The 11,834-nt window shown below is 69.6% G+C and carries 10 protein-coding genes and 1 pseudogene; 4 read left to right on the plus strand and 7 right to left on the minus strand.

What is annotated here, in order from left to right:
• Positions 1 to 83: 83 nt before the first annotated feature.
• Both AB0F38_RS22170 and AB0F38_RS22175 read right to left on the minus strand, forming a co-directional pair.
• Complete coding sequence (locus tag AB0F38_RS22170; RefSeq protein ID WP_361895992.1) at positions 84 to 275, minus strand: DUF397 domain-containing protein; 192 nt, start codon at positions 273 to 275, stop codon at positions 84 to 86.
• A pseudogene (locus tag AB0F38_RS22175) lies at positions 272 to 1,105 on the minus strand (helix-turn-helix transcriptional regulator); the annotation flags it as partial. The pseudogene AB0F38_RS22175 and the gene AB0F38_RS22170, both read right to left, overlap by 4 nt.
• 219 nt (positions 1,106 to 1,324) lie before the next feature.
• Between AB0F38_RS22175 and AB0F38_RS22180 the strand changes: the two are divergent.
• On the plus strand, positions 1,325 to 1,765 hold the full coding sequence (locus AB0F38_RS22180) for an ATP-binding protein (protein ID WP_361895995.1): 441 nt from the start codon (positions 1,325 to 1,327) through the stop codon (positions 1,763 to 1,765).
• Positions 1,766 to 3,291: 1,526 nt separating this feature from the next.
• Here AB0F38_RS22180 and AB0F38_RS22185 read toward each other — a convergent pair.
• Together AB0F38_RS22185 and AB0F38_RS22190 are read right to left on the minus strand one after the other, a co-directional pair.
• Complete coding sequence (locus AB0F38_RS22185; RefSeq protein WP_361895997.1) at positions 3,292 to 4,755, minus strand: glycoside hydrolase family 76 protein; 1,464 nt, start codon at positions 4,753 to 4,755, stop codon at positions 3,292 to 3,294.
• A gap of 132 nt (positions 4,756 to 4,887) precedes the next feature.
• Positions 4,888 to 5,520 (minus strand): TetR/AcrR family transcriptional regulator, encoded by a 633-nt coding sequence (locus tag AB0F38_RS22190; protein ID WP_361896000.1) that lies wholly within the window; start codon positions 5,518 to 5,520, stop codon positions 4,888 to 4,890.
• A 60-nt stretch (positions 5,521 to 5,580) separates the two neighbouring features.
• Here AB0F38_RS22190 and AB0F38_RS22195 point away from each other — a divergent pair, with 60 nt between their 5' ends.
• A complete protein-coding gene (locus AB0F38_RS22195; protein WP_361896003.1) occupies positions 5,581 to 6,540 on the plus strand; it encodes a GNAT family protein in 960 nt (319 codons plus the stop codon).
• A gap of 592 nt (positions 6,541 to 7,132) precedes the next feature.
• Here the strand turns inward: AB0F38_RS22195 and AB0F38_RS22200 are convergent.
• Positions 7,133 to 8,131 (minus strand): winged helix DNA-binding domain-containing protein, encoded by a 999-nt coding sequence (locus tag AB0F38_RS22200; protein WP_361896005.1) that lies wholly within the window; start codon positions 8,129 to 8,131, stop codon positions 7,133 to 7,135.
• Between the two features lie 308 nt (positions 8,132 to 8,439).
• Here AB0F38_RS22200 and AB0F38_RS22205 point away from each other — a divergent pair, with 308 nt between their 5' ends.
• Positions 8,440 to 9,630 carry an IS110 family transposase gene (locus tag AB0F38_RS22205; protein WP_361896008.1) on the plus strand — a complete coding sequence of 397 codons (1,191 nt, stop codon included), beginning with the start codon at positions 8,440 to 8,442 and terminating at the stop codon, positions 9,628 to 9,630.
• Positions 9,631 to 9,672: 42 nt separating this feature from the next.
• Here the strand turns inward: AB0F38_RS22205 and AB0F38_RS22210 are convergent, their stop codons facing one another.
• The gene (locus AB0F38_RS22210; protein ID WP_361896011.1) at positions 9,673 to 10,407 is read right to left on the minus strand and encodes an alpha/beta fold hydrolase; all 735 of its coding nucleotides are present in this window, start codon (positions 10,405 to 10,407) and stop codon (positions 9,673 to 9,675) included.
• Between the two features lie 80 nt (positions 10,408 to 10,487).
• Between AB0F38_RS22210 and AB0F38_RS22215 the strand changes: the two genes are divergently transcribed.
• On the plus strand, positions 10,488 to 11,462 hold the full coding sequence (locus tag AB0F38_RS22215; protein ID WP_361896014.1) for a YafY family protein: 975 nt from the start codon (positions 10,488 to 10,490) through the stop codon (positions 11,460 to 11,462).
• A 9-nt stretch (positions 11,463 to 11,471) separates the two neighbouring features.
• Here the strand turns inward: AB0F38_RS22215 and AB0F38_RS22220 are convergent, their stop codons facing one another.
• Positions 11,472 to 11,717: a hypothetical protein gene (locus AB0F38_RS22220; RefSeq protein ID WP_361896017.1), complete on the minus strand. Its 246-nt coding sequence runs from the start codon at positions 11,715 to 11,717 to the stop codon at positions 11,472 to 11,474.
• Between the last annotated feature and the right edge of the window lie 117 nt (positions 11,718 to 11,834).

The raw sequence follows: 11,834 nt of genomic DNA on the forward strand, positions 1-11,834 counted from the left end.
CCGACAACGGCTCGGCGGGTGTCGTCCGCTTCTGGGCGCCGTTCCTCTACCGCTCGCCCTTCTACGCGCGGACCGAGGCCGAGTCAGACGTCCGCGACGAACCCCATGAACCGCGACCACCCCTCGCGCCCGACCGCATAGTGGGGACGGGTCACGTCCTTGGAGTCCCTCACGTGCACGGCCTGTTCGGCGACCGCGACCTCTACGCAGCTGTCGCCCTGGCTGCCGCTGTAGCTGGACTTGAACCAGGCGAGTTCCGTCGTACCGCTGTTCATCGCTCTCCTCGAAGTCGCTCCAGCAAGGCCCGGGATTCGTTGGGGCTCAGGGCCTGCGAGCGCAGTGTGTCATAGCGTTGGCAGAGCAGACTCATCTCTTTCGGGTCGGAGATCAACCGTCCGTTCTGCTGACCCTCGGAGTAGCCCAACCGCCGCCCCTCCGGGGTCTCCAGCACCTGCACCGGCCCGTCCAGGCAGGCGTGCAGCCCAGCCTCCAGCGGCACCACCTGAAGCGTCACGTTGCGCGGGGTAGTGAGCTCAAGGACATGGGCCACCAGCTCGCGCATCATCTCCACTCCCCCGAACCGCCGCCGGAACACGTGCTCCTCGACGATGAAGCTGAACGGCACGGTGGGCCGCTCCCGCATCATCGCCTGCCGTTCCATCCGCGCCGCGAGCTGCTCCTCCAGTTCCCCGTCCGTGCGCAGCGGGATCGTGCCCTCGAACACCGCCCGCGCATACGCCTCCGACTGCAACAACCCCGGCACCAGCCGGCACTCATACGTACACAGGCTCACCGCCTCCCGTTCCAGCCGTGCCCACCGCCGGAACCACGCCGCGAGCCCCGCCTCACCCCGCGTGAGATGCCGGGCGGCCTTGCGCAGCGCACCGGTGTTGCCGGTCGCCTCCTCCGCGTGCTCCACGAACGCCTCGTCCGCCATCCGGCGCCCCAACTCCACTGACTCCACGGTGTGTTTGGAGTACTGGACGCGGGCACCGAACTCCGTCCGGCTGAGCCCCGCGTGTTCGCGTAGCGCCTGGACAACCGCGCCGAACGTGCGCAGACTGTCGGACGGATGGGGTTCCCTCTCCCATTCCCCTACCGGAACTCCCTGCGCGCCGACGCCTCCGGCCGCCTACCCACACCGCTGCTCATCCGCCCCGCCTTTCTCCGCACCGCCCCGCGACGGCTCCTGACACCGCCCCGGGCTCACCACTCAGCGTGACGGAAGCGGCACCGTACTGTCCACTCTTCGTGCCCGTACGCTGACTCCGCGTACGGGGTGCGGCACTCGACCCCATGTGCACCCGACCGTCACGCTGGCGCCATGAACCACGCGCTGCCCCAAGTCGACCGCCCCACCCGCACCTTTACCCAGCTCCTGTCGTCCACACGGCGCGGAGCCCGGCTGGCCAGACTGCTCGCCGTGACCGAGCTGCGAACCTGGGGCGCTCCGCACGACCTCACGGAGCGTGCCGAACTCGTAGTCGCGGAGCTCGCCGCCAACGCTGTTCTCCACGGCCTCGTACCGGGTCGCTGCTTCCGGCTCACCCTCGCCTTCGACCCGGCGGCCGGCCGCCTGCGCGTCGAAGTGACCGACGCCCGCGGGGAGGTGTACCCGCAGCCCCCTCCGGCGGACACCGAACCCGAGGCGCTGCACTCCGGCGGGCGGGGCCTGCTGCTCGTCGCCGCCCTCACCGACCACTGGGACTGCGTACCCCACCCACCCGGCGGCAAGACCGTCCGCGCCGAACTGTCGACGCCTTGACCAGCGCGCGGCCGCGCCTGGCGGGAAGGGGCAGCGGCCTACGTCGTTGAGGTCGCGGAAGGTGCCGGGGCCGGCGAGGGGCGCGGACCGTGGTGCACCGATCACGTCGTCGCGGGAGAGGTCGGGGCCGTAGGGCGCCAGGGCGGGCGGGGCCCAGGACGCCTCCTTGAGTGCGTCCACCTCGCGTTCCTGGGCGTCGAAGGTGACGGCGGTCGCTGGACGGACCCCCGTGTGAACGGCCCCGCCCGGCCCCCGGTCCCGCGCCCGCCGGTGTCCCGCGGCACCGGACCGTGGTCCTCCGCTGCGCGGGCCGGTGTGATGCGCGCTGCGGCCTCGGGGCCGAAGTGCGTGGTGATGGCGCCGGGGTATTCCCGGGGTCGCAGTCCTTGTGGGTAATCGACGGCGACGAAGTAGTTCCCCTCGTCGTGGTTCGTGCCCAGCAGGACCGGTCGTCGTGTCCCACGGTTATGCCTCTCGACGACCGCCATACGGGGCAATGACATCGCCCGGCCGGTCGCGCACCTGTCGCGCGTACCGCCGTTGACCGAACTGCCGTACGCAGAGAGCCTGATCGCCGACCATCGGGGGGACGAGCCGCAGATGTCCGTACGCCGCAGAGTCGGCGGTCCGGGCTTCCGGGCGACTGCGGCAGCGGTCCGCCGATCCCTGACCCCACCGAACTCCGGTGCCCGGACACGGCGGCCTCCCGACGGTCTCGTGCAGCGTTTCGCGGCGGAGGCGATCGTCTGGGCGCTGGGTCCCAGCTACGCCGACGTGACCGGACTGCCCGAGCCCGCGCGGGCCCCGGCCCTCTCTGATGCCCACCCGTTCCGGCACGGGTGTGGCACTGGTCGCGGCGACCTTCCGGTCAGTGGGGACCGCGTCGCGGTGGACGCAACAAGGCCCAGATGCCGAGGCCTTGGAGTGAGTATCTGCACCGTCCGGCGAGTCGCTGGACGGTAGAGCGGCGCAAGGTGCACAGCCACACGTAGCTGCTCAGGGATACGCAGAGGCATCCCAGGCTCTGCCACCAGAGAGCCCTCGTGGATGCGTCTTGCCCCATGCACATATGGAGAGCCCATGTGACCGACGCGGCCAGTCCAAGCGCAACCAGGCCGGCCCTGGCCACCTGGCCCCGGACGGCCCAGTGGGAGGCGAGAAGGCCGGCCGGAATCTGGACAACGACGTGGAGCACCAGGACCCAGAGCATCAGCCCGAACGCCTGCCCATAGGTTGCCGTGGACGCTGCGGGCATCCAGCCGAAGCCGATGACCAGCAGAACGCCGCTCACGTGCATGGCGGCAATGTTCAACGGAACATGCCACGCGCTGATCCAGTGGCGCTCGTTGTCGCTCGCCTGCACGACACCCTCCTCTGGATCCTCGGCCCGGCCGCCCGAGTAGAGGCTCAGGCCGTACGCCGACGGCCGGCCACTCGGTGACCCGCTGGCTGATAGTAGGTCACTCCTCCCGGACTTCGGACGCACCTGTTTCGGGTTCCCGCCTGCCCCTCCGGCCGTCGGCGGGTCAGCTGCCGGCAGCCGCGTTGAGCAGGTCGAGGGCGCTGTGCTGGCAGCCGTTGCCGCTCACGGTGAACCGTCCGGCCCAATGGGGCCCGTACTGGTCGAGGGAGTTGCGGTCCTGGGTGTATGCGGTGTCGGCCTGGCGGTCGAGGTAGGCGCTGTAGGGGTGGTCGCCGAGTGCCTTGTTCAGGATGCCGAGGCCCCTGGCGTAGGCGCCCTTGAAGGAGTCGCCGTCGGAGGTGCAGCCGGTGCCGTCGGGTTCGTACGGCTCGTGCAGGGTGCCGCCGGGGTTGAGGTAGGCGGAGGAGGTGGATGCGTCGGCGAGGGTGCGTGCGCTGTCCAGAAGGCGGTTGTCGCCCGTGGCACGGTGCAGTTCGGCGAGTCCGGCGAGGATCACTCCCTGGTTGTAGGTCCAGGTGACGTCGCCGTTGTTGGCGCAGGCGCCGGTCAGTCCGTCGTTGATCAGGTTGCCCGAGTTGATCAGCCCACTGTTCTTGAACCAGGTCCACTCGTCGTTGGCTCGCCGTAGATAGGTGGTGTCACCGGCGATCCTGTTGTGCAGGGCCGCGTTGAGGTGCAGGTAGAGCTCGTTGGTGATCGCGTTCTTGTACGGTTTGTCGGTCGCCCACTGCACTCCGCCGCCGCACGCCGAGGACCAGTAGTCGTGCATGTGGTCGGCGTCGACACGGGCGGTGTCCAAGTACCGCTGCTCGCCCGTGAGATCGTAGGCGGCCACCCACGCCAGGCCCCACCAGCCGGTGTCGTCCAGGTAACTGTTGGTGAAGTCGCCGCCCTCGGCGCCGCGGAGCTTGTCGTAGGTGTGGGAGATGGCGTACGTGTAGCTCGGCATGCCGCTGACACGGACGTTGTCGATCAGCGAGGTCAGCGCGGTGGCCGATGTCCACCAGCCGTCGGCGAACCTGCCGGTGGCCTTGTTGTAGCCCATCATCAGCGCGGTCGCCGCTGCGGTGCTCCTGCTCCAGGCGTTCCAGTCCACGCGCGCCCAGCCGGTGCAGGCGATCTCCGCCCGGTCGCCCGCCTTGCCGCAGGCCCGCAGGGCACCGATGCCCGCGTTCGCCCAGTCGTCGACGTTGTACATCTGACTGCGCCAGCCGCCGGCTCCCTGCGGGATCTTGGTGGAGCCGAGTTTGCTGCCCGAGGACCATGTCCTGCCGCCGTCGAAGGAGCGGTCGAGCCATACCTCGTCGCCGGGGCTTCCGTTGCGGATCGACGCCCAACCCATCACATCGTCGTCCGAGAGGTGCAGACTGATCGTGCGGGAGTGGATCGACGCGGTCACGGGGCTGCGATCTCCCGTGGCGTACTGCGGGTCCCGGGCGTCGCAGTACTTGTTACATATCGAGCCACCGGCTGCTTCCGCGGGGGTAGGTGCGAGCGGAGCCGCGAGGCAGGCGAGCAGGAGGGGCGCGATCACTGCCCGGCGTGAACGGGGTAGGCACAGGCGCATGAGGGGCTTCCTTCTGTGGGAAACGCGACAGTGCGCATTCAAGCAATAGACGCGCGCATGTCAAGCGTCGGGAAGATGGCACGGTCCGCTGTCGCCGGTGTCGGCGAGCGAGATCCGAGGTCGGCCGGGCGATCAATCCGGTGTGCGCGCATCGGGCGGAGGCAGAGGCGACCGCCCGAGCGAGGCCAGGAAGTCGTCGAGCATCGCGGTCTGTACGTCGCCGGGGAACCGGCCGGGGTCGAAGAGCGCCTGCACGACCAGCCCATGCGTGAACGCGACTGCCGCAGCAGCCAGTTGCTCGGAATCGGCATCCGCATCGCCCAACTGTCCCAGCTGGCCCGCTGCTTCGAAATGCGGCCGGACCACCCCCCGCAACCGCGCATATCGCCCGGCCTGCTCGTGGGCCAGCCCCTCGTCGGCAAGCGCGAGGTCCCACGAGCTGACCCAGATGCGGTTGCGGGCGGTGTCGTCCGGCGTCAGCGGCAGGATGTCCAGCAGCACGGCGCGCACCGACGGCAGCCCCTCGGCAGGCCGTGCGCGGCGCGGGCGCTCCGCGGTACGTACCTCCAGCAGGTCCAGCGCGTGCGCGATCAGAGCCCGCTTGGTCGGGAAGTAGTGCATGAGCATCCCCGTCGAGCCGTTCATCGCGGCGGCGACGGCTCGCAGGGTCAGCCCGCCGAACCCCTTGTCGGCGAGCACGGCCCACACCGCCTCGGAAACATCCTTGCGGCGGGCTTCACGGTCTCCGGGTGCGGGTGGCGGCATGCTGCTAGCTTACGTACCGAACGCTCGTTACGTACCCCGCATCATCGAACCGAGGTCACCGTGTTCATGCTCCCGCTCCGCGAGAACGCCCAGCTCCGCCCCCTGGAGCCCGCGCACGCACAGGAGTTCCTCGACCACATCGACCGAGCCCGCCCGAACGTCGACCCCTGGATCCCCTGGGCGACCTTCAGCACCGACCTCGCCTCCGCCACGGCCACCCTCCAGCGCTACGCCGACAGGCAGGCCACCGACACGGGCCGGATCTACGGGATCTGGCGGGACGGCACCCTGGTCGGCGGCGTGATGTTCACGCGCTTCGACACGGCGTCGGGGAACTGCGAGATCGGCTGCTGGGCGGAGGAGGCGGGCCAGGGCCTGGGCCTGGTGAACCAGGCGTGCCGGAAACTGATCGACTGGGCGTTCGGGGAGCGCGGGATGAGCCGCGTCGAATGGTGGGTCTCCTCGGTCAACACCCGGAGCATCGAAGCGGCCCGCCGCCTCGGGCTGACCCGGGAGGGGGTGCTGCGGCGGCACACCGAGTACCGGGGCGAGCGACGCGACATAGAGATCTGGTCGGTTCTCTCCGACGAGTGGCCGCCCGCATCCGGCACCAACGCGCCGACCGACAAGGCCGAACTCGACCGCCTGATGTCCACCTTCCTCGGCGCGTTCGACAACACGAACGGCTCCAGCCCCGAAGTCGACGTGATCCGCGAGGTGTTCATCCCTCAGGGAATGATCATCAGCAACACCGGGACGGGCCCCGTGGTCTACGACCTCGACGCGTTCATCGAGCCTCGGGCGAAGATGCTCACCGACGGGACGCTGACGGAGTTCTCCGAGTGGGAGGTCTCCGAGCGGACGGAGATCTTCGAGTCGATCGCGCACCGCACCAGCGCGTACCGCAAGTCCGGCTTCCACAACGGCGAGCGGTTCGAGGGTGCGGGCCGCAAGACGACCCAGTTCGTACGGACGCCCGCCGGCTGGCGGATGGCCGCGCTGACCTGGGAGGACGAGTAAACAGGCGCCCAGACGTGTCGACCCGCGTCCACTTGTCCGTCGGCCGGTGCGGCGGAGGGGCCGGACCAGTCGGTCTGCTGCGTCTCCACCCGCCGGCCGGGGCGGAGCCGGGCGAACGAGCCCATGATCCCTTGGGTGCTCTCATTGGCCGCCGGGGCTGCCGATGACGCCCGACCCCTTGCTCCGTCGGCCCACCGCGGCGGCGGTCACGGTCTACGCGTACCGGAGTCGCCCTGCCGGACGAGTCTCCGCGTCCGGGGTAGCACGTCCCGTGTCGTGAACCGTCAGTCCAGTAAGCGCTCGGCGCGGTCCCGAACGCCACGGATGTGCCGGCCGTCGGCGACCATCCCGAGGAGGAGACGGTGCCCCTCCGCATGATGGATGAGCCCGGACACGGCGGCCTCGCGCACGAGGGTGACGGTGTTCTTGACGGGAATACCGCGCGCCGCGGCGTACTCGCCCGCGTCGCGGTCGTCCGTGATCCAGACGGCCCCGGCGAAACTCCTTCCTCGTCTGGATCAGGGCGAGGGTCTCGGCTTCGCCCAGATGACGCAGGGGCTCGCTCGGAATGCCGCCGAAGACCGCGGGTCGGCTATGTGGTGGGCCGCAGAAAGCCGACGACGGCCTCCTTTTCCACGTCGATACCCTGCTCGGTCTGAGGCGGGACAGGTTCGAACGCATCCACCTGGATGGAGCGCGAGCCGGGGCCACGGGTCCAGGTGGCGATGGCCAGGCCGTCGGCGATGACGGTGGGGCGGATGAGGCCGCCTCCTGGCCAGACGCGGGCCTGGTGGAGAGCCGGGACGGACGCCTCGCGGGTGCGGTAGCCGATCAGGTAGTTGTCGTAGGCAGGCAGCATGCGAACGTCCGGGGTGTCAGACGAGCGTGGGAGTTCTTTCACCCGCCCGGCGAGCATGGTCAATGCGCCGTACTCGGTGATCACGCCGGATTCCGCCAGCATTTTCCAGGCCCTGCGGGCCCAGGTGATCGGCAGTCCGGACCAGGCGGCGAAGTCCTCCAAGGTGGCGGGGGCGTGCGCGGCCAGGTACCGGCGGGCCAGCTCGGCGAGAACGTCGTCGCCTTCCCACCGGAAGCGCCCGGTGGAGGGCAGCCAGTCGTCGAGCAGCACATACGTGGCCTCTCGGGCGCGCTGCGGACCATGGCAGAGGATGCCGGTGAGGGCTGCGTGGCGGATCAGGTGGAACGGCGCCTGCCCGTCCGGCGGGATACCGAGAGTGGTAAGGCGTTCGGTCAGCTCGGCCCGGGTGAGTGGGCCGTGCGCGGCAAGAGCACGCCGGATGAGATGGTCGGCGCGCTGGCGCAGATCATCGCCCAGGCCCAGCTGCTGGTAGCGGCGGCTGGTTGCGGCAAGGATCCGCGGGGACAGCAACTGCAACACCCAACGGGCGTCGTCGCTGGAGATGGTGTGCAGGGTGCCGCGCATGTACCAGTTGCGGACGATGCTCCGCTCTGTCTCGTATGCCGTGCGGATGGCCTGGGCGGTGATGTCCCGGCCGCGTACCCGGATGCCCAGGTCGGCGGCCGTGGCGTCCTGGGCCTGGATGGCGAAGACCCGTCGGACGACCGTCACGGCAGAGGCCTCGCGTGCTCCGCCGGCCAGAGCCTGCGCACAGGCCCGGAGCCTGCGGATGCTCTCGTGGTCAGGCGTCCCTACCTTGCTGATCGGGCTGAGCGAGCCATTCGTAGGGTTGGCTCACCCAGGGGTGCCGGGTGTGGCTTTCAGGCGTCTGCCGTAGTTGTGGCTTCCTCCGATTCGCCGCCCGGCACCCCACGACGACTCGGCTGCTCATGAGGAATTGCGGCACTGATCGCTCAGTAGGGACTCGACAGCGAGGTCGTCCGTGGTACCTGTACGAACGCGACCTTGCGGAGAGAGACGTGACAGCGATCTGGGCCGGTATCGACGCCGGGAAGACCCATCACCACTGCGTGGTGATCGACGAAACGGGCAAGCGGCTGCTGTCCCGGCGCGTCGCCAACGACGAGAGTGAACTGCTCAAGCTGCTCGGAGACATTCTCGACCTGGGCGACGAGGCGACGTGGGGCATCGACCTGGCGGACGGCGGGGCCGCCCTGGTCATCGCGGTCCTGCTCAACCACGGCCAGCAACTCCTCTACATCCCCGGCCGGGCAGTCAACCGGGCCTCCGAGGGCTACCGGGGCGACGGCAAGACCGACGCCAAGGACGCGGCGGTCATCGCCGACCAGGCCCGGATCCGGCGCGACCTCACGCCCTTGCGGCCCGGCGACGAGCTGGTGTCCGAGCTGAAGGTCCTCACCCGTCACCGCCGTGACCTCAGCGACGACCGCACCCGGACCATCAACCGGCTCCGCGGCCATCTCACCGAGATCTTTCCCGGCCTGGAACGCGAACTCGACCTGGGCAACGTCGGACCCCTGGTGCTGCTGACCGGCTACCAGACCCCGGCCGCCATCCGCCGCACCGGCCGACGGCGCCTGGCCACCTGGCTGCGCAACCGCAAGGTCCGCGGTGCCGACGAACTCGCCGCCAAGGCCATCCAGGCCGCCGAAGGGCAGCACACCACTGTCCCCGGCGAGGACATGACCGCCCACGTCGTGCACTCCCTGACCAGGGAGGTGATGGCCCTCAACGAGAAGATCGCGGAGACCGACAAGCTCATCGAGGGCCGGTTTCGCCGCCACCGCGATGCGGAAGTGATCGCGAGCATGCCCGGCATCGGCGTCCTGCTGGGCGCCGAGTTCCTGGCCGCCACCGGCGGCGACATGAACGCCTTCGCCAGCCCGGACAGGCTGGCCGCCTTCGCCGGCGTCTCCCCGGTGCCCCGCGACTCCGGGAAGGTGAGTGGCAACCTGCACCGCCCCACCCGCTACAGCCGGCGCCTCCAACGCGTCTTCTACACCTCCGCGTTGATCAGCACCCGCTGCTGCGACGAATCCCGCCGCTTCTACGACCGCAAACGCGCCGAAGGTAAACGACACAGCCAAGCAGTCATGGCCCTCGCCCGCCGCCGGGTCAACGTTCTGTGGGCACTCCAGCGTGACGGACGGTGCTACAGCCCAATACCGCCCGTCACACTGGCAGCTTGACATCTCTATTAGGAATCGGGCTGTGCCTCTCGGCCGGCGCGGTCAGGAGACGGCCTTGTCGAGGACGCGGGCGAGTTCGGCGGGCGCGGACAGCATCGGCCAGTGCCCGGTGGGCAGGTCGAAGCGCCGCCACGGCGGCTGGTTCAGGTAGGCCAGCATCGGCACGCCGGCGTCCAGCAGCCCCGTGAAGTCACGGCAGGCGATCAGGACACGGCCCACACCGGGGCCGGGCTCGGCCGAGCCGGCGAGACGCTGAGTGAAGGTGCCGAACGGCTGAGGGGTGGCACGCGTGCGCAGAACGTTCCGCTTGCCCTCATCGAGCCCGTCGAGGCTGCTGGACAAGCCCAGGACCTCGAACGGCGGCATCGGTAGCCGCCACCCGTCGCCGGAAGCGTCGACCTGCTGGCGCAGCTGGTCCACTGCCTGCGGTGGCATGAGGTCGAGCATGCACATGCCTGCGGCGAACGGGGCGCTGTCCACGTACACCACGCGCTCCAGCCGGTCGCCGAGACGTCCGACTGCCCCGGTGACCGGTGCGGCCGCGTAGCTGTGGGCGACCAGCGTGACGTCACGCAGATCGTGCTTTTCGACGAATCCCGTGATGTCCGCGATGTGCGTGTCCAGATCCGTCTGAGGGCCGCCCTGGTCGGCGTGCTCGGCCAGGCCGGTCAGTGTCAGCGGCAGCGCCGTGTGGCCGCGCTCCCGCAGAGCGCGGGCGGTGTCTTCCCAGGCCCATGCCCCGAGCCAGGCGCCGGGAACGAGTACGAAGGTGGCCATGTGATCTCCCTGAAGTGAGGTGCTGCGGGGAGCGTAAAGTCGATACAGGACAGAATCCGCCCTGAAATGCCGAGTGATCCATGTCGCATCCCCTGACCCGTGTGCTGACCCTGCTGGAACTCCTCCAGTCCAACGCCCGGCTCACCGGGACGGAGCTGGCCCATCGGCTGGACACCGACGTGCGCACGGTGCGCCGGTACACCGCCCATCTGCGGGAACTGGGCATCCCCGTGGAGGCCGAACGCGGCCGCTACGGCGGCTACCGGCTGGCCCGCGGCTACCGCATGCCACCTCTGGTCCTCACCAACGACGAGGCCCTCGCCGTCGTCCTTGGCCTGCTCGCGGCAGAACGTCTGGGCATGGGCACCGCCGCGCCGGCCAGTGCCGGTGCCCTGGCCAAGATCGAGCGGGTGCTTCCGCACACCCTGCGTGAACCGCTCGCCGCCATGCGGGAGACCCTGTCGTTCACCGCCAACGCCGTGATAGGGCAGGCACCCGGAACCGGCGTCCTGCTGGCACTGGCCCAGGCCTCCCGCGCATGCACGACCGTCGGGATCAGCCATCAGTCCTGGCGCCAGGAACACACCGAACGTGACATCGACCCCTACGGCGTGGTCTTCCACACCGGCCGCTGGTACGTCGTCGGCCACGACCACCTCCGCGACAGCTTGCGGACCTTCCGCATCGACCGCATCGCCTCCGTCACCCCCCGAACCGACAGCTTTACCGCACCCGACGGCTTCGACACCGTCGCCCACCTGACCTCGACCCTCGCCCAAGGGCCCTACCGCTGGCAGGTCGAGGTGACGATCCACGGCCCCCTCGATGAGATCGCCCGCCGACTGCCGCGTTCAGCGGTCACCCTCACCGCCCAGCCCACCGGCGTTCTCATGCACGCACGGGCAGAACGGCTGGACGGCATGGCCCACATGCTCGCCTCCCTGGAGTGGCCCTTCACCATCCACCATCCCGACGAACTGCGGCAGGCGCTCAAGAATCTGGCCGCCCAGCTCACCGCAGCCGCCCAGCGGAAACCGGAAGAACTACCGCAGTAAATGCCGGATCTACTGCGGCAGAGCCCCTACGGTGATCACCGCGACCTGCGGCGGGCCATTTTCTGGGTAAAAACCGACATCGAGAAGATCGCGTAGCTGTAGGAGGAGCAGTTCGCCGATCCGGTCGCTCATGTCGGCGGGGCCTTCGACCAGGACGTATGCCGGGCGCAGTTCGCGGATCGTGCGGCGGACAAGGCCGGCGCAGGCCGGTGAGTGGTGGCGTACCCCCAGGAAGGTGACGCGGGCATTACTCACCGTTGGTCCAGCAGGTGCCGGGCCTCGTGGAGGGCCTGCCACTGGGGGCCTCTGCGCAGGCGGGCCTGCTGTTCGAGGAAGCGGCGCAGGCGGGCGAGGCCCTCGGGGCTGTCCTTG

Source organism: Streptomyces sp. NPDC025273 (genome assembly GCF_040638585.1).
GTDB lineage: Bacteria > Actinomycetota > Actinomycetes > Streptomycetales > Streptomycetaceae > Streptomyces > Streptomyces cinereorectus.

Excerpts from the sequence above, each read along its gene's own strand:
- AB0F38_RS22170 (WP_361895992.1), bottom strand. The coding sequence starts at position 275 with ATGAACAGCGGTACGACGGAACTCGCCTGGTTCAAGTCCAGCTACAGC.
- AB0F38_RS22180 (WP_361895995.1), top strand. The coding sequence starts at position 1,325 with ATGAACCACGCGCTGCCCCAAGTCGACCGCCCCACCCGCACCTTTACC.
- AB0F38_RS22185 (WP_361895997.1), bottom strand. The coding sequence starts at position 4,755 with ATGCGCCTGTGCCTACCCCGTTCACGCCGGGCAGTGATCGCGCCCCTC.
- AB0F38_RS22190 (WP_361896000.1), bottom strand. The coding sequence starts at position 5,520 with ATGCCGCCACCCGCACCCGGAGACCGTGAAGCCCGCCGCAAGGATGTT.
- AB0F38_RS22210 (WP_361896011.1), bottom strand. The coding sequence starts at position 10,407 with ATGGCCACCTTCGTACTCGTTCCCGGCGCCTGGCTCGGGGCATGGGCC.
- AB0F38_RS22215 (WP_361896014.1), top strand. The coding sequence starts at position 10,488 with ATGTCGCATCCCCTGACCCGTGTGCTGACCCTGCTGGAACTCCTCCAG.